At 47.7% G+C, this 20,539-nt stretch carries 20 protein-coding genes and 1 tRNA gene; 11 read left to right on the plus strand and 10 right to left on the minus strand.

The genetic code is table 11. The features are described 5' to 3' along the window. The first annotated feature begins 7 nt into the window (after window positions 1-7). Both ACN0YH_RS22845 and ACN0YH_RS22850 read left to right on the plus strand, forming a co-directional pair. Window positions 8-3,037, plus strand: coding sequence for a type III restriction-modification system endonuclease (locus ACN0YH_RS22845; protein ID WP_417381907.1), 3,030 nt, complete (start codon window positions 8-10; stop codon window positions 3,035-3,037). A 358-nt stretch (window positions 3,038-3,395) separates the two neighbouring features. Further along, the gene (locus tag ACN0YH_RS22850; protein WP_417381908.1) at window positions 3,396-3,710 is read left to right on the plus strand and encodes a hypothetical protein; all 315 of its coding nucleotides are present in this window, start codon (window positions 3,396-3,398) and stop codon (window positions 3,708-3,710) included. 6 nt (window positions 3,711-3,716) lie between these two features. Here ACN0YH_RS22850 and ACN0YH_RS22855 read toward each other — a convergent pair whose 3' ends face one another. Beyond that, window positions 3,717-3,938 (minus strand): helix-turn-helix domain-containing protein, encoded by a 222-nt coding sequence (locus ACN0YH_RS22855; protein WP_417381909.1) that lies wholly within the window; start codon window positions 3,936-3,938, stop codon window positions 3,717-3,719. A 307-nt stretch (window positions 3,939-4,245) separates the two neighbouring features. Here ACN0YH_RS22855 and ACN0YH_RS22860 point away from each other — a divergent pair, with 307 nt between their 5' ends. The 9 genes from ACN0YH_RS22860 (at window position 4,246) to ACN0YH_RS22900 (ending at window position 11,405) form a co-directional block, all read left to right on the plus strand. After that, complete coding sequence (locus ACN0YH_RS22860; RefSeq protein WP_417381910.1) at window positions 4,246-5,373, plus strand: hypothetical protein; 1,128 nt, start codon at window positions 4,246-4,248, stop codon at window positions 5,371-5,373. A gap of 360 nt (window positions 5,374-5,733) precedes the next feature. After that, window positions 5,734-6,312 carry a hypothetical protein gene (locus ACN0YH_RS22865; protein ID WP_417381911.1) on the plus strand — a complete coding sequence of 193 codons (579 nt, stop codon included), beginning with the start codon at window positions 5,734-5,736 and terminating at the stop codon, window positions 6,310-6,312. 21 nt (window positions 6,313-6,333) lie between these two features. Beyond that, on the plus strand, window positions 6,334-6,702 hold the full coding sequence (locus ACN0YH_RS22870) for a DUF1257 domain-containing protein (protein ID WP_417381912.1): 369 nt from the start codon (window positions 6,334-6,336) through the stop codon (window positions 6,700-6,702). Continuing rightward, a complete protein-coding gene (locus ACN0YH_RS22875; protein WP_417381913.1) occupies window positions 6,699-6,893 on the plus strand; it encodes a DUF2997 domain-containing protein in 195 nt (64 codons plus the stop codon). The genes ACN0YH_RS22870 and ACN0YH_RS22875 overlap by 4 nt, the downstream gene beginning before the upstream one ends. Before the next feature lie 47 nt (window positions 6,894-6,940). Next, window positions 6,941-8,425: an AAA family ATPase gene (locus ACN0YH_RS22880; protein WP_417381914.1), complete on the plus strand. Its 1,485-nt coding sequence runs from the start codon at window positions 6,941-6,943 to the stop codon at window positions 8,423-8,425. A gap of 84 nt (window positions 8,426-8,509) precedes the next feature. Beyond that, window positions 8,510-9,454: a hypothetical protein gene (locus ACN0YH_RS22885; protein WP_417381915.1), complete on the plus strand. Its 945-nt coding sequence runs from the start codon at window positions 8,510-8,512 to the stop codon at window positions 9,452-9,454. Window positions 9,455-9,465: 11 nt separating this feature from the next. Next, window positions 9,466-9,711, plus strand: a complete 246-nt coding sequence (locus ACN0YH_RS22890) for a hypothetical protein (protein WP_417381916.1) — start codon at window positions 9,466-9,468, stop codon at window positions 9,709-9,711. 90 nt (window positions 9,712-9,801) lie between these two features. Further along, entirely contained in the window at window positions 9,802-10,005 is a 204-nt protein-coding gene (locus ACN0YH_RS22895; RefSeq protein WP_417381917.1) for a hypothetical protein, read from the plus strand. Between the two features lie 80 nt (window positions 10,006-10,085). Beyond that, window positions 10,086-11,405, plus strand: a complete 1,320-nt coding sequence (locus ACN0YH_RS22900; RefSeq protein WP_417381918.1) for a hypothetical protein — start codon at window positions 10,086-10,088, stop codon at window positions 11,403-11,405. Between the two features lie 541 nt (window positions 11,406-11,946). Here ACN0YH_RS22900 and ACN0YH_RS22905 read toward each other — a convergent pair. The 9 genes from ACN0YH_RS22905 to ACN0YH_RS22945 all read right to left on the minus strand — a co-directional run bounded on the left by ACN0YH_RS22905 (window position 11,947) and on the right by ACN0YH_RS22945 (window position 20,529). Beyond that, window positions 11,947-12,942 (minus strand): hypothetical protein, encoded by a 996-nt coding sequence (locus ACN0YH_RS22905; protein ID WP_417381919.1) that lies wholly within the window; start codon window positions 12,940-12,942, stop codon window positions 11,947-11,949. Between the two features lie 160 nt (window positions 12,943-13,102). Then, window positions 13,103-13,633, minus strand: a complete 531-nt coding sequence (locus ACN0YH_RS22910) for a hypothetical protein (protein WP_417381920.1) — start codon at window positions 13,631-13,633, stop codon at window positions 13,103-13,105. Next, window positions 13,626-13,940 (minus strand): hypothetical protein, encoded by a 315-nt coding sequence (locus ACN0YH_RS22915; RefSeq protein WP_417381921.1) that lies wholly within the window; start codon window positions 13,938-13,940, stop codon window positions 13,626-13,628. The genes ACN0YH_RS22910 and ACN0YH_RS22915 overlap by 8 nt, the downstream gene beginning before the upstream one ends. A 445-nt stretch (window positions 13,941-14,385) precedes the next feature. Continuing rightward, window positions 14,386-15,498 (minus strand): bifunctional DNA primase/polymerase, encoded by a 1,113-nt coding sequence (locus tag ACN0YH_RS22920; RefSeq protein WP_417381922.1) that lies wholly within the window; start codon window positions 15,496-15,498, stop codon window positions 14,386-14,388. 153 nt (window positions 15,499-15,651) lie between these two features. Further along, window positions 15,652-17,925, minus strand: coding sequence for a DUF927 domain-containing protein (locus tag ACN0YH_RS22925; protein ID WP_417381923.1), 2,274 nt, complete (start codon window positions 17,923-17,925; stop codon window positions 15,652-15,654). Window positions 17,926-18,091: 166 nt separating this feature from the next. Beyond that, complete coding sequence (locus tag ACN0YH_RS22930) at window positions 18,092-18,367, minus strand: helix-turn-helix domain-containing protein (RefSeq protein ID WP_417381924.1); 276 nt, start codon at window positions 18,365-18,367, stop codon at window positions 18,092-18,094. An 86-nt stretch (window positions 18,368-18,453) separates the two neighbouring features. Continuing rightward, on the minus strand, window positions 18,454-19,089 hold the full coding sequence (locus tag ACN0YH_RS22935) for a hypothetical protein (RefSeq protein WP_417381925.1): 636 nt from the start codon (window positions 19,087-19,089) through the stop codon (window positions 18,454-18,456). Window positions 19,090-19,109: 20 nt separating this feature from the next. Continuing rightward, on the minus strand, window positions 19,110-20,330 hold the full coding sequence (locus ACN0YH_RS22940) for a tyrosine-type recombinase/integrase (protein WP_417381926.1): 1,221 nt from the start codon (window positions 20,328-20,330) through the stop codon (window positions 19,110-19,112). Window positions 20,331-20,455: 125 nt separating this feature from the next. Further along, window positions 20,456-20,529, minus strand: a tRNA-Arg gene (locus tag ACN0YH_RS22945). Between the last annotated feature and the right edge of the window lie 10 nt (window positions 20,530-20,539).

Here is a 20,539-nt window from a genome sequence, read left to right on the forward strand (position 1 = left end):
TAAGAGCATGAAGATCAAATTCAAAAAACAGGCTTATCAGACCAATGCAGTAGAGACAGTGGCGGATTGCTTTGCTGGGCAGTCTCAGAATTCAGGAATCCAGTACCGAATTGACCCCGGACTGGAAGACTCTCAGCGACAGAGGACTATTGTATTCGAAGAGTTGGCTGGCTTCAAAAATTCTGACGTTGCTATTCCGAATGCTCAACTTCTAAAGAACATCCAGGAAGTTCAACGCCGCCAGAATCTCCCAGTATCTTCTACGCTTGTCAGCAACAAAGTCTCTCCTATCAATCTCGATATCGAGATGGAGACTGGGACAGGGAAGACCTATTGCTACATCAAGACGATGTTTGAGCTGAACGCTCGCTACGGCTGGAGCAAATTCATCGTCGTCGTGCCTAGTATTGCGATTAGAGAAGGTGTCCACAAATCCTTCGAGATGACTGCGGATCACTTCCTGGAAGACTACGGCAAGCGAGCGCGATTCTTCATTTATAACTCGAAGCAGCTCCACAACCTGGAGAGCTTTTCGTCGGACTCCGGCATCAACGTGATGATTATCAACGTCCAGGCCTTCAACGCGACTGGCAAGGACGCCCGCCGTATCTATGAGGAACTGGACGATTTCCAGTCCCGAAAGCCGATTGACGTTATTCAGAGCAACAAGCCGATCTTGATTCTGGATGAACCTCAGAAGATGGAGGGTAAGAAGACCGTTGACTCGATGGCGAAGTTCAATCCGCTGATGATACTCCGGTATTCAGCGACTCACAAAACCGAGCACAACAAGATTCACCGCCTGGACGCTCTGGATGCCTACAACCAGAAACTGGTAAAGAAGATTGCCGTTCGTGGGATCTCTGTGAAGGGGTTGAGCGGCACCAATGCCTATCTGTATGTCGGTGGGATTCAAATCGCCAGAACTCAGCCTCCGACGGCTAAGGTGGAGCTGGAAATCAAGCAAACCAGTGGAATTAAACGCGTACACCGCAACCTGGGACGAAATGACAACCTCTATGACCTGTCGGGTGGCTTGGATCAATACAAGGGTTTTGTGATCTCGGATATCGACGCCGTTAGGGACACGGTCAGCTTCACCAACGGTGTCGAGCTTCAGTGTGGAGAGGCGACTGGTGATGTCAACGAGCTGGCACTGCGCCGTATCCAGATTCGGGAAGCCATTCGTGCTCACTTTGAGAAAGAACAGCGGCTCTTCAGCCAAGGCATCAAGGTACTCAGCCTATTCTTCATCGACGAGGTCGCCAAATACCGTCAGTACGATGATGAGGGTGAAAAACCAGGTGAGTACGCTCAAATCTTTGAGGAGGAGTATCGCAAGCAGTTCGACGAGAATCTGACACTCTTTGGGGAAGCCTATGACAACTACTTGAAGGGGATCGATCCTGCCAGGACGCATAACGGCTACTTCTCCATCGATAAGAAGAATCGGCTGGTCGACCCGAAAACGAAGTCTCGGGGAGAGATGGCGGGAGAGACAGACGATGTCGATGCGTATGACTTGATTCTGAAGGACAAAGAACGCCTACTTTCACTAGATGAGCCTGTCCGCTTTATCTTCTCCCACTCTGCATTGCGGGAAGGCTGGGATAACCCGAATGTCTTTGTCATCTGTACGCTCAAGCACAGCGACAATACGGTGTCTCGCCGCCAGGAAGTCGGTCGAGGGATGCGGATCTCGGTCAACCAGGTCGGTGATCGCATGGACGACCCAGCCACGGTTCACCAGACGAATGTGTTGACGGTCGTTGCCAACGAGAGTTACAAAGACTTTGTTGCAGGCCTACAACGCGACATAAGCGAATCCCTTTCCGCTCGAACACGAGTTGCCGACGAGGACTATTTCACGAGCAAGGTATTAAAGACTGAAGAGGGTGATGTTGAGGTCACGCCTGCCCTGGCCAAGCAAATATACCGCTACCTGGTGAAGAATGACTACACAGACGACCAGGACAAGGTCACTCAGGCATATCACGATGCGAATGAAGAGGGAACGTTGGCGAAACTGCCACCCGAACTGGCTCCATATGCTGTGGAAGTCTTCCAACTGATCGACAGCGTGTTCAGCGACGCTCAGTTGCCTGATATCGAAGATGACCGCAAGGCCAAGGCCAATCCACTGAGTACCAACTTCCAGAAGAAGGAGTTTCAGGAGCTCTGGAATAGGATTAACCGGAAGGCGGCCTATACCGTCCATTTTGAGACAGATGAACTGGTTGACAAATGCGTGAAGTGTCTCGACAAGGAATTGCACATCAGCCAGCTGCAATACACCATCCATGCTGGCGAGCAAATCGATGACGCCACCTACGACTCTCTTAAGCAAGGTGAGGCATTTAAGCTTCGTGAAACTGCAACTGAGTCTACTAAGGCCTCAGTCCACTCCGCCGTCAAGTACGACCTGGTTGGCAAGATTTGCGAATCTACCCAACTGACGCGTCGAACGATCGCGAAGATTCTTCACGGAATGAATGTCGCGACGTTCAGCCAATTCAAGATGAATCCGGAAGACTTCATTGCAAAGGCGTCCAGACTGATCAACGAACAGAAGGCAACCGTCATCGTCGAGCATCTCGCCTACGACCCCGTCGATGAAACCTTCAGCAGTGACATCTTCACACAGGAAAAGCCCAAGGAAGACTTCAGCAAGGCGATGAAGGCCGAGCGTCATATTTACGACTACGTATTCACCGACAGCAAGAATGAGCGAAACTTTGTGAAAGAACTAGACAGCAGCACTGAAGTTGTTGTCTACGCAAAGCTACCAAAAAGTTTCTTCATTCCGACGCCAGTCGGTAACTACAATCCGGACTGGGCCATCGCCTTCAAAGATGGTGCGGTTAAGCACATCTATTTTATTGCCGAAACAAAGGGCTCTATGTCGTCGATGGATCTACGGAAAATCGAAGAATGCAAAATCGACTGCGCCCGCAAATTCTTTGCGAAAATTACATCGGAGCAGGTCAAATACGATGTTGTCGACAGTTACGGCAAATTGATGGAGTTGGTGAAGTAGCGTCGTTCTCACTTGGTTTTTCAGAGTTTCTATTTGATTTGAGTATATTGATGCGAGAATGTGCTCTAATAGAGGACTCACCTAGCTGATATTGTATGGTATCGTGCATTGCACAATAGTTACCAGTTAGGCCGAAAATGATGTAAGATTAAACATCGATAATTTATCAGTTTTCATCGATTTCAACACTAAATATTACCGATTTCCGCGTCACAATAAATAGGGGATCGATTACCTATCAGTGGTCGGCACAGGTGTCTTCAGACGCCCTGAAATAGCTTTTTCTGGCTGTTTCAGGGCGTTTTTTATACCTTTGTTCTTAAGACTGATCATTTTTTAGTTAGTAGAGAGGAATGGTATGCTACAGAGACAAGAAATAATGCTGATCAGAGCTGCCTTGCAGTACTGGTATGAAGAAATGGACCTCGAAGATGCAGAAATGTTCGCGATATATTCTGGTGTTCTTGGTATCAAGCCACCCTGGCGGGGGGAAGACATTCAGCGATTACGGCAGCAGTTAATCAAAGCACGACTGAGATATGCCGTCTGTCCACAGGACGCTGCAAGTGTAAAGATTCCCCGTCTGTTCTACACTCCCCAAGCAGCCAATCAGGCCAGGGTTGATTCATCCGATCAACTGGGATTGGTCCTGATTTCTGATCCAGCGGTCTAAGCTTTCTCAAACCCCTTCCATAAGTTCTGCCAGACTGATGTCGAGTGTCTCTGCGATCCGCTCGATATTCCGCAGGGAAAGATTCCGTTCTCCCCGTTCGATCCCGCCGACGTAGGTCCGGTCCAGCTCGCAGGCATACGCAAACTTCTCCTGCGAGTAACCTTGCTCTCTACGCAGTTCCCGGACCCGCTGTCCAAATCTCAACAGAATATCTTTTCGTTTTGCCATGCAAGTATTTAACACTTGACAGCGACGATATGACCACGGACTATAAGTATCATGCGGTGTGCACGTATGGGCAGTCAGAAGGCAAGGGCGATGATATTTGTTACTGAAAGAGGAGAAACTAATGCTGCGATTACCAGGTAGAATAAGAGGGGCCGTGAAAAGAATCATTTGGGGCTATCAAATAGTTGCGTCTGTATGCGTGCTGTTTCTTGCACTCACGCTTTCGGGCTGTGGTAATGATACTACGGTAAGTGGACTTCCGAGGTACTCGACACCGTCCAGTAAACCCTTGCCTGCAGAATATCAAGTGCTTGCAAAGCATCTGGGAATGGCGCTAAAGTCAGATCCAGCTCAACTTCAGAAAAAACGTGAGACATCAGAAGTCATGGCGGAGTTACAGTCTGCCTTATTGGACTTACGTGAGATCAAATCGAACGATAACGAGATCATGTATGTTTCAGATCAGGTTCGAGACGCCGTCACCGTTATCTTAGAGCGTTTAGACAACTTAAATTCCCTGCCAAAGCCTCCCGATGAGGGAACACTGTTTGTTGGTTCATTTGTTGATGGATTCTTTGGAAATTTTGCAGGAGGCTATCACCGTGGCCTTGATGCAGAGGCAAAGCAGAATGCTTTGAATTCAGAAATGCAGCCGTTGCTTGCCGCTATTGACAGGATTGATGCAGCACAAAAAATGCTTCCCAAAATTGCAGAAAAGTATTCGGCTACTTTAAGTGACTCAACCGGGCTGATCTATGTCGATTTTAATGAATCCTGGGGAGATTCTGGCCCTGATGACTGGCTTTTTCTTAAGAATCTTGGGGAAACCCTGGAAGATTGTACCATTTTGGTGGAACTGACTGGCGCGGACGGAGAGGTGCGAAAAAACGTACATTTTCTGAAAACATGGCCTGAGTCTGCCTCTATGTGGGGGCGGTATCAAAACGGAGAGAAAATCCTGGGAAGAACTGTGGATAGGACCACAGTGACATACGTGAAAGAAATGAGAGTTACGATTTATTCACCGCAGTTCGCAACTCGGATTTATTATAAGTACAAGGGAGACGAAAAAGATAAAGACGTTGCTTATCGCTGTGAAAAGCTGACGTTCCAGGGCGATTACCAGCCTTACGAAGCTGGAGTCATTTGGGATACTCAGCGTGGGGCTCGATTTACCATGAATGGAGTCTCATTTCTTCCCAAGTGTCGTGTTAATCTCACGTTTCGAAAGGAAGATCAGGCAAAAACATGGTACTGGGATTATGATTCCTGGACGAAAGGGGAAACCAAGAAATGTTACACACCAGCGGAAGGACTGGGTTTTGATCCAGACAGTATTGACTTTGAAGTATCTTTTCCCCATACGAACTACAAACACAAAGAAACCCTGAAAGTCGATCAGGGATCTAACAGGCTGGTGAAAATTCAAGAATAACACTCCCGTAACCATGCTGATTGTCCACTCTGGCCGGGGACTTAGATTCTGAGTTGCATAAAACGCCTCGCATTCATTTCGTGATGCAAGGCGTTTTTTTACGCCTGCAGTCAGACACAGGATTCCTGTAGATGGACTCACTAAACGAGGCAATACCCAAGCGGAGACAGGGAGTCATAGGACTTTTCGTATCTCGTTTATAAATCATCCCCAGAAAGGAGAACCGTGCATTGGCTTATGTTGGATTAACTTTTGTTTCTGTCGCTTTGCTGTTGGCGATTGCGGCATTCCTGAAGGAACGCCGACTGCGTTTGGCGTTGCAGAACATTTTAAACCGTTTACTTTTTCGATGGAGGCCACATGGAGAATCTGACAAAGAAATTGCTGATCTTGATCGGACCGCTGTTGCTGATGACCGGCTGTCAGGAGCATCCCGATCAGCGAATCACGCAGATGGCACTGCAGCAAGCAAGGGATCAGGCTGAACAGAGCCGGCAGATGCTTGAACTGCAAGAGGAAGTGGCTACTGGTGCTCGCCAGTTAGTGACCGCTGATGCTCAGTCGCGACAGGAGATCGTGGCAATGCAACATGAAATCCAGGTCGAGCGTTCCAACATGGACCAGCGGTGGGATCAACTTGAGCAGGAACGCAAATCCCTGGCCAGCCAGCGATACTTTGACTCTGTGATCGCTGAGGCGATTTCCAGACTCGGCATGATCCTGATCTGCCTGTTACCCCTTGTTGTCTGCTGGCAGTTGCTGCGACAAACCGTAGAACCGGCGACTGAGAACGAAATCGCAGAACTCTTACTGGATGACCTTGTTTCTTCTAGTCCGTTGATCATTCATCCCAAATCATTGATGCCAGAGAACACTGAGAACCAGGAACTATCGTCAGATGCTCCTGCTCAGAGCAGACTCGGTACTCTGAACTCTTAAAACAGAAAGCAGAAATTCAATATGTCTCACATCGTTCAAATCCAAACCGAGGTACGTGACCCGGTTGCCATTTCTGCAGCGTGTGAACGCCTCAAGCTGCCACCGCCGGTGCAGGGGACGTTCAAACTTTTTAGCAGTCAGGCGACCGGACTGGGGATAGAACTGCCGCAGTGGCGGTATCCTGTCGTCTGTAACATTACCAGTGGAAAGCTGCAATATGACAACTTCGAGGGACGCTGGGGGGATCGGAGCCACCTGAATCAGTTTCTTCAGTCGTATGCCGTTGAAAAAACTCGGATTGAAGCACGCCGTAAGGGGCACACCGTGACCGAGCAGGCCCAGGCAGATGGTTCCATCAGGCTCACGGTTCAGGTAGGAGGTGCTGTATGACTCGAATCATCGAGATCACAGTCGCCCCAGATGGCCAGACCCGCGTGGAAACCAAAGGCTTTTCCGGAGCAGGGTGCCGCGAAGCCAGCCGGTTTCTTGAATCAGCGCTCGGGAAGCGAACAGAGGAGCAGCTGACTGCAGAATACCATCAACAGGCAGGCCAGCAGCAAACCAATCAGCAACGCTCCTGAGTGAATCTAGATCTTAATAGCGTTATTTAAAATGGAAGGGGTACAGTTTGAATATACGAAACCGACTGACAGAATATATCCGAGCCTGCTTTACGGGGATCTGGATTGAATCTTACGAACACCAGGAAGCCCTGACCGAAATTGCAGAGCTCTGTCGTGACGAACAGTGGCAACTGGCGACCTGGGATATCGATGCGGGATTGAATGTCCCCGGCCAGCCTGAGCCAGAGGCATCCGGTTCTGATCCCCTGGCGGCGATCCGTGCGGTCAATGCGCTGGCGGCACCTGACGGAACTGCAATCATCGTTCTACAGAATTTCCATCGGTTCATGCAATCAGCAGAAGTCGTACAGGCCTTATCGCGTCAGATCAATGCCGGAAAGCAAAACCGGACAATTGTAATGGTGCTGGCTCCAGTCGTTCAGATTCCGACCGAACTGGAAAAAATGTTCGTTGTAGTAGAACATGAGTTACCAGATCGGGGACAACTGGAAGAGATCGCCCGAGGAATTGCCACCGAGGCCGGGGAGATGCCTGAGGGAAATGCACTCCAGATGGTACTCGATGCCTCAGCAGGCCTGACCCGTATGGAGGCCGAGAACGCCTTCAGCCTGAGCCTGGTACGACAGGGACGTATCACTGCCGATGCCGTCTGGGAACTCAAGACGCAGGCACTGAAAAAGAGCGGTCTGTTGTCACTGTACCGTGGTGAGGACAATTTCAGCCATTTGGGAGGCCTCACAGCCCTCAAAACGTTCTGTAGGAGGGCTTTGCAACAACCGAGTCGCGATGATCCCAGAAAGCGGCCACGGGGCGTTCTGTTGCTGTCTCCGCCCGGCTGTGGGAAATCCCAGTTCTGTAAGGCTCTGGGGCAGGAGGTAGGGCGTCCTGTACTAAACCTGGATGTGGGGAACCTTCTCGGTTCGCTGGTAGGGCAGTCCGAAGAGCGGACACGGCAGGCATTGCAGGTGATTGATGCGATGGCTCCCTGTGTGGCGATGATCGACGAGGTCGAGAAGGCGTTTTCCGGACTGAACGGTAATGGCGACTCAGGTGTTTCCTCCCGTATGTTCGGGACCTTTCTGTCCTGGCTGGCCGATCATCAGTCTGATGTGTTCGTAGTTTGTACGGCGAATGACGTTTCCAAACTACCGCCGGAATTCGGACGCAGCGAACGGTTTGACGGGATCTTCTTTCTGGATCTGCCGGGGCGGGAACAGAAAAATCAGATCTGGGAACAGTATATTCGGTTATTCGGGATCAATCCGGAGCAGGAGCGTCCCGAAGATACGGACTGGACCGGTGCTGAGATCCGCAGTTGCTGCCGGCTGGCGGGGCTGCTCGATATGACATTGCTGGAAGCACGACTCAACGTGGTCCCCATCGCAATGACTGCAGCCGAATCGGTTAGCGAGTTGAGGTCCTGGGCCAGTGGTCGCTGTCTCTCAGCGAATCAGTCGGGCATTTACCGAAAGCCACAAAAACGGACCCTCTCGCGGCGCAATGTGAATCGTGAGACGTCCAAGAACTAAACTCACACTTTCATTTAAAGTCTACGAAAGCCGGTGCGTGACATAGCGTCATTCACCGGCTTGTTTTTTCTGGAGACGCTAATAATGACAACATTACTCGAAGAGGCTCCGTCTGCGACAACCATCACTCCCAGTGAGCGACTGCGTTCTTCCATGGCGGCAGCCCGACTGAGCTTTACCTGGCTGGGAGTGAGAAAGTCGCTCACGGCCCAGCAGAAGAACCAGGCCGCTGATTCCTTCGGTGCCGAGGGGAAATACCTCTCTGCCGGCAAGAAGTTGCTGGATACCCGCCATGCCGCCTTCAAAGCCGTCACGGCGATCCGGGGGCGTGCGATCGCGTACTGGAAAGGTGTGTCGCTCCCCTTTCCGGAACCGGGGATTCGCCTGATCCGCCAGGATGAGATTACGGACTTCGATCAGTCGATCGCGGATTTCCGTCGGGAACTGGACGAGGCGGTCGACGAACTGGATCGGCACTATGAAGAACTGCGTAATGCGGCCCGGGATCGGCTGGGGGACTTGTTCAATCCGGATGATTATCCACCGTCGCTGATCGGCATGTTTGAGATCGAGCATGACTATCCTTCCGTAGAGCCGCCGAATTACCTCCGGCAGCTGAACCCGGAGCTGTATGAGCAGGAGTGCCAGCGGGTGCAGTCCCGGTTTGACGAAGCCGTACAGCTGGCCGAGCAGGCGTTTTTAAGTGAGCTCACGCAGATGGTGGATCATCTGACAGAACGACTGACGGGGCGACAGGATGGGAAGCCCAAGGTCTTTCGGGATACCGCGGTCACAAACCTGACCGATTTCTTTGACCGGTTTCGTCAGCTCAACATCCGCTCGAACGAACAGCTGGATGAACTGGTGGCGAACGCCCAGCAGATTATTACCGGCGTGAATCCCCAGCAATTGCGTGACAGTCAGGATGTGCGCGAGCGAGTGGCTTCTCAAATGTCGGCGGTGCAGCACAACCTGGACCAGTTGCTGGTAGATCGGCCGCGCCGCAACATCCAGCGTCGACCCAAATAAACGGGGGCCCCATGCAAATACTCATTCAAACCGATGGTGCCGTGCGGTGCCTGTATGACGAAATACTGGATCTGCACGACATAGGACAACTACAGATTGAACGTGGTTCTCATGTCGAGCCGGATCAGCAGGGAAACTGGACGGCGGATTTGTCACCAGTCGGGGGACCGTTACTGGGACCCTACCGGAATCGCAGCGATGCCCTGCACGCGGAACGGGAGTGGCTGGAAACGTACTGGCTGACCAATTCGTTGTAATGGCATTTCTGATGTGCCCTGCGGGGCAGTGTGTATTCACGCTGCTCCGAGGGGGCAGCGTTTTCTCATTTTTACCAGGAGTCAACGCAAATGATACAAGCTCAACTCGACCAGCAGGTCGCTCATGCAACGGGTGAAGATTTACGGGAAGTCCGGTTTCGTGGTTTCAGCCTGGCGGACCCGCTAACCGTCCGTTTTGATCCCGAACCCTGTGACCTGCCGCCTCAGATCCTGGACTGGGACCAAGTCGATCTGGAGCGGAATGTCGCTCTGATCAAACAGTCTGTTCTGTGAACGCGTTCTTATAGCCGTTTTTCCATGCCCACCTGGCGTCGGTTACCGGGTGGGCTTTTTCTGATCGCACAGGAGAAACAATGATACAAGTATCTCGCTCATTAATACGTGAGTTGAAAACCGTCTTAACTCGTGGACTGGGAATTACCAGCCTCCAGACAGGTCCACCAGTCGAGTTTCTGGTCGACCGGCACCACTTGCGGATTCGGACCTGCAATCAGCAGGTGGCCCTGGAATACCGAACTCCTGCAGAGGGATTGGAGAACCTGCACTTGGTCGCCCCCTTTGGGCTCTTGCGATGCTGCCACGGTCCCAGGGCTGATCTGGTCCAGATTCAGCGGCAGGATCAAGCCATTCAAGTTGAGTGGCAGGAAGCCGGTATTCCGCAGTCGATGGAATACCCGGCTCTTCCTGACAAGCTGGACCGTAACGAATCCCGTCTGATGGAAGCCTTACGTGATGCCTGCGAAACGGCAACCGAAGATTCCGCGCGTTATGCCTTGGATCATCTGCAGCTGCGAGGCCAAGCAGGGCAGGTAATCAGCACCGACGGCAGGCAGTTGTTGGTTCAGGATGATTTCCAGTTCCCCTGGGAAGGAGAGCTCCTGGTCCCTGTAAATCGCCTGCTGTGCAGTCGGGAATTGCGCCGTGGAAAGCCGGTTGAGATCGGCATGACTGCGGAATGGGTGGCACTCCGATCGGGACCGTGGACCATCTGGCTGCGGATCAACGCAAAGGCGCGTTTTCCCGATGTGCTGGAGCTGGTCAATAATCGTCCCGAAACAGTCTCTTCCTTGCAGATTCCGGATGATGATGCCGAGTTTATCTGCGCGGCTATGAAGCCTAAGCCGTTTCACCAGGATGATGCCGGAAGGGTGACCTTGGACTTAAATGGGGCGGTTACGGTGCGGACCCGAGAAGCAGGGCAGGGGCAGCAGCGGGATTATGTCCTGAGTCGCTCGGGGCGATCCGGGGAAAGTCTGCGGGCCAATACGAGTCGAGATTACTTCAGGCGAGCTTTGCAGCTGGGGTTTCGGGAGATCAGTCTGAGCGGATCGGATACTCCGGTAACTTGCAGGGATGAGCACCGGATCTATATCTGGGCACTGCTGACTCAGGCAGATACCTTGCCGCACCAGCCTGACGCCGTCCGGATTGAGTCTACTTCAGTTTCTCATGAAGCTGCCCAATCTCGGATGAAGCGGAAACGCGTGGCTGAGCAGGTTCAATCAAAACAGAAGCCGTTTGTCGAAGCAGAGCAGGTTCTGACGCAACTGAAGTCTCTGTGTGGCGGCCTGACTGAAACCGTGTCGCATATCCGGGACCTGATGTCACAGCTCAGCGAACAGAGTCAGGGCTGGAGTCGCAGTCTGACTTCCGATCAGATTGTCGGCACCTGAGTATCGGAGTGAAACAGCTTCTGGAAAATGCCGTCCCTGTCAGGGACAGGCTGGTTAATAAAACCTCGTGGGAGATTTCATGACCTACAACAGTATAGACAAATTAAACGGGTTTCACCTAACAGGCAGTTTTGGTGTCTCAGCATTATTAGGACTGATAGCCGAGAGCTTCGCTGTGTTCCTGTTGATGACTTTTTTGCTTGTCGGTTCTTCTCCACTGACTGGTGGGATCCGAATACAAGAGCATCGCCACAAACGTTAGGATATTTCACCTTGTGCTGTCCTCATTCTGGATTTGGCCAGATGAGGACAGGCAGGGTGTCATTTGAAGAATATTACTCTTGAAAGATTGGGCTTTTTTTTAACTATCAGGGCAGGTTGTAAGAAAGTGGAGTCTGAGTTGTATCGAAAAAATACTACTTTCCCTTCATCGATGGTGTTAGAACTTGGTTGTCCATCTTTCAAATCCAATACCACATTTCAATGTGATGATTAAACTATATTAATGTTGCGATATATGAAACTTTTCCTAGTGACTCATTTACACATTGGTGGGAGTAAGGCGGACGAATTCAGGGAAAAGGCTACATTCAGGGCATATGTAACCATGGTCTGGAGAGATCTGCCATGAATTATGTTTGATGCAGTTTAAAACATTTTCATAGCCCTCCCCATGATCATTTTTTGCCAGTCTGTGTGATTTGGTAGAACCACAAGTCCCACAGGTTACTTGAATGCTAGGTTCCTCCATACTTCCCCAATGAGACAAAGATGGATGTTGCTTCAGAATCGTTTTGATTTCGTCGGAAAGGGGTAAAAAGTCTGGAATTGTAAGTTTATTTCTAAAAGTTAATAGCGCGTTTGCCATATTTTCTGAGAAATCTTCAGGGTAGCAGAATTCTGAATTGTCTATCGAAAGCTCACTGGCGTTAAGCTTCGGAATCACACTATATGCATTTTCTTTCAGTTGATCTGCAGCTATTTCAATTGCTCCCGTGTACGGAACTAATTTTTGCAAGGTACAATTATCAATCTTTTCGAACCAACCATTTAAATGCATCGTTTGATCGGTTGGGAAGTGTTTCGCGAGGGTAGCCGCATTCTCAGGTGTTAGCTCCATTTTACTTGGAGTCACATTAGAGTGGAACGGAGAATTTAACCAGCCTAGTAGCTTTACTTGAATGGGGAAGTCTTCTTTGTCAGGAAAATAACCGGGGGGACGTGAGGGCATTCCCTGAATTAATAGCTGATCACAAGCATGAAAATATAGGTTTTTATGATTGATAAGTAACTTGGCAGCATTGAGGGATAGCCGCTCAACTAAAATTAGCGTTAATCTTCCTTGGTGCTTACTAAGACTCCGGCACGCACTTTCAGATAGTTCCCTCAGTCCACAAAGCCTGAGAGGACCCTTGCGACGACTTAGGATTTCTGCTGCTGTATCCTCGATTGCTGTGAACTCTTCGAGTTCCACTGAATCCGGAAACAATAAAAATTGCTCTGCGATTTCTTTTGTAAGATTAAGTTCTTTGGACATGATTGGTCTTTCATCGAATAGAGTAGATTGCTTTTAAATAACAGTATTTGTCTTCGCCTCATACAATCCTTTCGATTTATAGATTGCATGAACAATTCAAGGGGTAGTGAGACTTATCTCACTTACAGAAGCCTGGGTTTTCACAATAAGTGATTGTTTCTCAGCCCGTTTCTTGTTTCGGGCGGAAGATCTTAAGATCGGTCTGAATGTTTGTATTTGGTAATAGTTTTTGGATTTGTCTATACTGCTTGATCGCCGTGATGTGCCTGCGCTGAGCTGATTCCAAACGTTTTATCATTGAGTTGTTCTGAGTTCCGGTTCTAAATGTCGTGTCAGCTTCAACACTTCTTAGGTAATGCATTTCCAACCAGGTTGAAATGATGACCTCAACCAGCATGTCGTCCAGGGGATTCCCAGCTTCTACTCCAATCTCTTCCTTAAGAGCAGTCAGTTTTTTTTTGAGTGACTCCCGACATAAGGGCCTTCCTTTAGAAATAAGTTCTATCCAAGCTATTTCAGCAATCTGAGCCATGTCGCCTGTACGTTGCCAGATTTGTGGATGCTCATCTAGAAACTGCTGAAGTTCTCTGATCGCTTCGGGGGCGCCTTGATTTGCTTTCTTAACGAGCTTCTCAAGTTGATCCAGCACCGATCGTGTTGGGGGAAGTATTTGTTTACGTGACTCAGCCATAATTGTTCCGTCGCCTCCATTCATGTCCTTTGTGGAGATAAAAACCACTGGAAATCAAGATCGCCTTGAATAGAATCGTGGAGAGCATGAATAGATGATCCGTGGAATCGCTCGCACGATCTAACAGGCATAGCCTTAAATCCCAATATCGTTGGTCAAATTGTTTTCGTAGATGCTGTTGTTGATCGAACAGTTCAGCTTCTGTGGCCGTCCGACCACGTCCGACATATTCCTTGATCGATTTCCCATCAACACGCTTGCTGCGGTAATAGTACTTCTTCTTGCCTTTCTTCTGATCCCAACTCATGTATTGCCCTTCAGGTTTGCACTACAAAATTTCGTTTTCCCCAGGTTAAGATAGGGGGACGTCTGGGGAGAAAGTAAGCTCCAGGGAGTTGAATTACTCTCTTCAGTGATCTGTGTACCAGAGTGGTCTACCTGGATGAGTGTTTCTATCTCAGTCCGGTAAATAGATTCTTTCTGGAAGATCTGACTGGCTTCATAAATAGTCGGGTTAAGAACTATTGATTTAGATATTAAATAGCCAACAGTGTCTTGGGTGATCTGGTTATCCGGACTGGAACCCAGCTTTACCTCTTCGCTGATTTGGCTGGCAGTATCCCATCGTGGGCACGGTGGTGCGAATGGGAGTATATTTTCGCTTTCATTTGTAAGCTGCATCTCAGTATCCAATCGATAGAGTTGAATGTTAAAAACGCTATTTAATTTGCGGAATTAAAAAGACCTTAAAGCTATTTTCTTAGGTCTTTTCTCCAACTACGTTTTGATTTTAAGTCATAGCGATTTTTACCATATCCTCTGAATTTAAGTTCTGAAGCTGCCTCAGAAAAATCACCTGCGCAGTTAAGAAGGGTGTAAGCATGGAACTTACTATAAGCTGTATTTATTTCAAACGGCTCAGCGTTAGATGAGAATACATATAACAAGTCGCTTTCCATATAATTGGTGGACGCACTACAAAACCCCTGGTCTTTACCAGGGCGCGTCCATCTATCTGTGTGATCAGTACCAGTGCCCGCATACATCCAACCATGGGGTTCTAGAATCTCAGCCCACTTACCGCGAAAATTAAAGTCATCTCCGGGTCTTGTTAAATCGTATTGTTTTTTTTTCGACAAGGTTGGTCGTGTCTTTTGAGGACTGATTTTGGAGCACTCATCAAACACTCTGGCAGCTTCTAATAAATGCTTCCTTTCGGTAATCGTGATTTGGGGGATCATTGAAAGATCTTTGTCACCATAATACTGGTAACACTTCAAAGAAGGATGGCAGGTTGCCGGAGAAGGGGGGGCGAGACAATATCCGCCTTCACCTCTGGTCTCAATAATTGTTTGTGCATTGGCTGAATCCGAAGGAATGATTTTAGCTAGTTTTTGATTACCCTCGATTTTCTCACAGCGATAATAGCAATGTAAACCAGGACGCGGTGTCTCGACTTTTGGTAACTTATCCAATAGTCCGGGAGCTCTGCTTTCGACTTCCAAGCAAAATGGCTCAATGATATCGGAATTATCTAAGTCGAGTATTTCTAAGTTACCACTCACTTTTCCAGCGACAATTGCAATTCCGTAAATGTCTTTATCCAAAGAATACCAGTGGTTGATTTCAGATCTATGAGGCTTTCGTTTTTGAAAAACTTTCCAGGATTTACGTTCATTCTGTTTGCTCCCATCAGCATTTATGAGAGGGAGTAAATCAAAGGCTGGAGCTTTGGATTGATTTGTGGCTATGGGAATCAAGCTGAGTCCCGCTTTTCGGTACCGTAAGGCAGCTCGGTAGATTTCTTGTTTGCATGTCTGGCTACATGATTTCAGGATTGATCGTGGATTCTTTTTCGATTGCATATTTTAATGCTCCCGTAGAAGTGGTTCTCACAATTCCCACTTGGCGAAATAACAGTTGTGAATTTACAGGGACGATTTATCAAAAACTGGTGAAACAGTCAGGGTAAGCACCCATAGGGATCAAAAAAGTGGGAACAATGGGAACCTAATACTTTATTCTGCACCTGACTCATTAATCGCATTTTGGTTGATAGTGATTAAATTTACCGATCCAGAGCCATCTGGCTTTTTTACTTTTTTGGTAAATCTCCCTGTAGAACTTGGATCTATAGATAACCACCCTTTATCCCGCCATTTCCGAAGAATTCCCGTCGGTTCAAATCTGTGTTGTATGAGTAACTCTTTTAGCTTTGATGGGAAAAAAGCTATATACGCTATTTTTCCGTTAGAGATTTCCTCTTCTGCGGGCTGTGGCGAAATTTTCCTATAGACACCCGCCCAGCCGTTGTTGGGTTGATTTTTTTCATTGGTGTTTTTTCCCAGAAAATCATTTGGGTGCGATTGAAACCAATCGATCATAAATCGCATTGCAGAGACTGCTTGGTCTGCCTCCTGGGCAGCCCCAGACAATTCCTCCCACAGAGGTTCGATGGGATCAGAATACTCTCCTGGCAACCCAAGGGCGTCATGAGCAAGCCAGGCCGTAGTGGCGATGGCTGCAAAGTGAGGGGCCATTCTGGCGGCAAATGGGTTGCCTGCATGGCTGGCCCATTCCTGGAACTTATCAACCTCGTATTTGTACTCAGTTATCCATGCATCCCACTGGCAACGATTGTCTAGAATATGCTGAATGAATCTTTTTCCTGCATGTCCATAATTAGATGAAATAATTTCGCTACAATCGCGGACTAAAACTCCAGTATTTGGACTTGAGTCTCCGAAAGGCGAACCCCATAAACTTAGAACGCGAGCTCGAGTTCCAGCATCTTGGGTAAATGATGTTAGTGGTTGCTCACCGCTCGTGAGTAATATGGTCTGCCAAGTCAATTGCTTAGCTAAGCCTTTTACACTACCTCTTCCTTTTCCCATACCAGCGACTATGGAATAAATCGTTGTAGCTACGTCTTCATTTCGGATTGCCAATTTTGTGTCGTCTAATATTAATGGTAAATTTTTCAGGATCGCAGGGAGCCGCTCACGTGACGTGGCGGTGCTTCTCCAGGATTTAATTATAGAGTTGCTCTCTACTTCATTTGGGTTACCCCAGCAGCTTGCGCCGATCCGCAAAGTGCTTGTCTTACCACTTGATGTCTGACCGGAAAAACTGACAACAAAACCGGGCGAATGAAAGATGTTTAATAAAGGGGCAGCCAAGGATGAAAAGATAGCTAACATTACTTGGGGATGGTGAAGAACGGACTCTATGACTGCCAGCCATTGCTCAAAGCTACCTTTAGCTTCAAAGGCAGCTGCGATCTGATTGTCGCCTTCGTCCATTCCTTTAAATTGAACTTTGTTTTTTGGTTCTGATGAATGATTGTCTGCTTTTTCGGGTGATTTAGGAAATATGAATTTATGTCCCAGTAAAAAACCCTCAGGCACATTGTTCCTCATCCACCCTAATTGATGCGTAGTATATTCAATTGGAAGAATATCTTGGTTCTCTACTTCAAAATCCAGTAGATATTGAACGAGGTCTTTCGAATTATTACTTGTTACAAGTATTCCTAAGGGAGCCAGTTCATCAACGATAGTTCGCTGATTCGCGATTTTGGATTTTTCAAAGGTGTGCACTTTCCACATTTCGTTCTGAAACCACATAAGGCTAATTAGTACGGTATCATCCTGGAGATTAATAACTTTTGCGGAAATTAAGATGGGGATTGGAATTGATATTTTTTGGTTATGCCGTGAAATACCTTTCTTAGATAAATTCCACCCATTGGGCACCTGAAGATTGTTTGGAATAGGTACATCAGGAACCAACTCTCGAATGAAGCAACCTGACTGATTGTCAGTGTCCGTGGCATATAATGTTTCGAGCTGATTCAAAATATCCTTTGCTTGTTTCAGCAACTCACGTCGATTGACTCCTTTGATATTTAATTCTGTTAAGCGTTTAGCAATACGGTCACAAGCTGAATCGAGTACTTCTGGATATTCCAGGACTGCGGCCTCAATAGCAGCCATTTTGGTATTTTGATGGCCTGACATATCTTGATTTCCACAGATCAATTCAAGTGTTGCTTCAAATAAATTGGTTTGAAATCCATTGTTTTTGGATATACGATATTTAACATATTTCGTAAGAGGCGATAGAAAAAGAAAAAGCTCCAGTCTGAATTTGGGAGCCAAATCGGAGAGTTTAGACAAGTCAACGTTAGTTGATTTTAGGGCAGAAGTAATTCGACCTGACAACTGATGTGTATAGTCCGGGTTTCGGAGCTTTTCTAGAGTGATGCTTTCGATCTTACCATCAATTTTCATTCGAACTTTCTGAATTGGTCTCGTTTTTTGTCCATGAATTGTTATACTTTTCATTGCTCACGTATCCTTTGAGGGTACAGAGGATCCCCCTTGTCTTTTGCTTTCAGGGGGCTTGACTAAAAGGCCGTTTCGGTTGCACCCGTTACGGCCTTTTACCATTAACATGCTATAGTTCAGCATCGAGTCTGGCTTTAGCTTTGGCCTGACGTTGCTGATGCTGTACGTCAAAGAGCTTGGGATTCCCCAGACTTGTATCCCTCTGTTGCAGGAATGCCTCCAGGTCACTCAGCAGGGCATATCGTCGCCCACCAATCTGAACGGTTTTTAGACGTCGCCCTTTCACTCCAGAAAGAGTCCAACGCCAGACCGTTGCAATATGGACATCTAATTTCTCAGCCACTTCGTTGAGAGAAAAGCGATCTTGATCAATGATATTATTCATATAAAAAACTCCTCGCGATTGATTAAAAAGAATTAAATCGTTTAGCGAGGAGTTAGTATGAAATGTGACTGTTGAAAAACTGTTGATTAATGTCTACTTTTTATTTTTTTCGCAATTATTTCTAACACTTTTAGATCAATTTGAAATGTGGCTCTGTAGCCCGTATCAATCCTTTTAACCAGTCTGTCATTATCTGAAAGCTGATAACGTTTTTCAAAATGATTGTTTATACTTGAGATATATCCTCGAACTGTACTTGGCGATTTTGGTTCCATGTTCCAAACGGAGTCTTCAAGTTCAGCTTGTTTTAATCCATTTTTCGACTTCGAGATTTCTCTCAAAATTTCAAACTTCTTTCCTCTCAATTCGAGAATTTGATGACCATTACATAATACCTTACCAGGCTCGAATTCCAGTTTTAGTTTTTCTGGTAAGACTGGCCTTGGAGGTTCCGTTTGCAACGGTATTCCATATTTAAAGCAAAAATTGGCGAGCGATAAAAATGTGTTTGTCAGGTCAAAGGCAAGCTGTGAGCAGAAATGGATTTCTAGTTCTATCCTAGATTGAAATGTTATGATGTCTGGAAACATATAAGTCGCGGTGTTGGTTTTGCCTTTCAGAAGATTCGATGTTGAATGAACTAGTAGTAAATCTACTTTTTTGAAATTAACAGCAGACTGTATGATTGATTTCGGTGTGATGATCGGAAAGTTAGTGTGCATATACTTTTCCTTTAAAAGAATTATCCAACCTTCTTGGCAACTTCAATTGCCAGTTTCAGATTGCGTTCTGCATAGACCTTGGTGACTTCTGCATGAGCGTGACCCAAGCTGACAGCAGCCGCTTCGATGCCAAACATTTCATTTAACTCAGTGGCACGGGAATGGCGTAACTGCAACGGGTACCAGTCAGGAATAATAGATTTCCCTTCAATAGTTCGCTGTTTATTAAGCAGAGCAATCCCGTACTTAATAGCACGGCGGTAGGAAGCCGTATCGTAATGATCGCCGGGGGATTTTTGTGGATGTTTTTTTCGCTTACGTTTATTCTGTGATGGTGTCATTGGGGTTCTACGAAGTTGTCTTTTTCGGAGATTTCGTTCCCGCTCAGCTTGCTTGGGGCTAAATAAATAGGTGTCAGGTTCTCGATCCAGAAAAGCCTGGAGTAGTTTTTGTGATTTGGGACCGAGTGGAATATTCCGTTCGTGCCCCCTCCAGGAGTTTTTATGCTCCATGGGGGTGTAGATCCAGATCTCTCCGCCCATATCAATATCACATTTCCTGATGAGGACGACTTCGCATGGTCTCATTCCAGTCTGTCTCTGTAACTGGATCATGGTGGCGACCTGAACTGAGACAAAGGGAAGCACTGCTTGCACATGCTCATCGCAGACCGGCTTGACGGGATCGGTTTCCCTGGCTTTGGTTCTTCCTTTTCGCAGGCCGGAAACCGTTCGAAGTCCTTCATAGACCTTTGGCGGAATCAGTTCTTCGCTGACAGCCCACCTGAAGATACGCTTCATACGGTTCACGCGATTGTTGATCACACCACGGCTCAGGTCATGGACCTTGATCATGTGCTCCCGGATGGCCTTTAATTTTTTGGGGCCAAATTCCCGCGCAGGATCAGAACCATACAGTTCGCGGATGTGCCTCATGGCCTCTTTCATGGATTTCAGCTCCCTACTGGGACTGCCATCCTGGAGTACATAGTACTCTCTCGCATGGTCCAAATACTGGACTAAGAGTTCGTCAATTGAGAGATCTGGAAAATCATCAGATCCGAAATTGGCCTGGGTTTTTTTCGTCTCAGGAGCGGATTGCTCACTGATGAGTCGAGCGTATTTGCTCTTGCTTTCTTCCGATCCATAAACACCGAGGTAATGGTGTCGGCCATTAATAATGACACGTGCCTGACCCGATGGTTTATGGAGACAATAAGAGGGGACTTTTTTGGCTGCCAAAGTGATGCTCCTTCAGCCTAAAAATCAAAGTGGTAAAACTACCACTTTTTTTCAGGATTCAAGGTCTCACTTTGGAAGGAATCAATTCCCCGAAAGGTAAGTTATATCTATAACTTAGACTTTAATACACCCGGAGGGATTCGAACCCCCAACCCCCGGTTCCGAAGACCGGTGCTCTATCCAGTTGAGCTACGGGTGCCTGTCAGAAT

Origin of the sequence: Gimesia sp., from assembly GCF_048262075.1 — a bacterium.
Lineage (GTDB): Bacteria > Planctomycetota > Planctomycetia > Planctomycetales > Planctomycetaceae > Gimesia.